The 229-nt window shown below is 70.7% G+C and carries 1 protein-coding gene; it reads left to right on the plus strand.

Features of this window, described 5'->3' with window-relative positions:
• Positions 1 to 229: chorismate synthase (locus tag CVH10_RS25075; RefSeq protein ID WP_146143444.1), on the plus strand; the 229-nt coding region annotated here is incomplete at both ends.

The raw sequence follows: 229 nt of genomic DNA on the forward strand, positions 1-229 counted from the left end.
CCGTCACCACCGGCACGCCCATCTCGATCCTGATCGAAAACGAGGACCAGCGGTCCAAGGACTATGGCGAGATCGCCCGCGCCTATCGGCCGGGCCACGCCGACTACGCCTACCAGACCAAATACGGCGTGCGCGACCACAGGGGCGGCGGACGCTCTTCGGCGCGCGAGACCGCCAGCCGGGTGGCGGCCGGCGCCGTGGCGCGCAAGGTGCTGGGCGAAGGCGTGAA

The organism is Halomonas sp. ND22Bw, assembly GCF_003011945.1.
Classification (GTDB): Bacteria; Pseudomonadota; Gammaproteobacteria; order Pseudomonadales; family Halomonadaceae; genus Halomonas; species Halomonas halophila.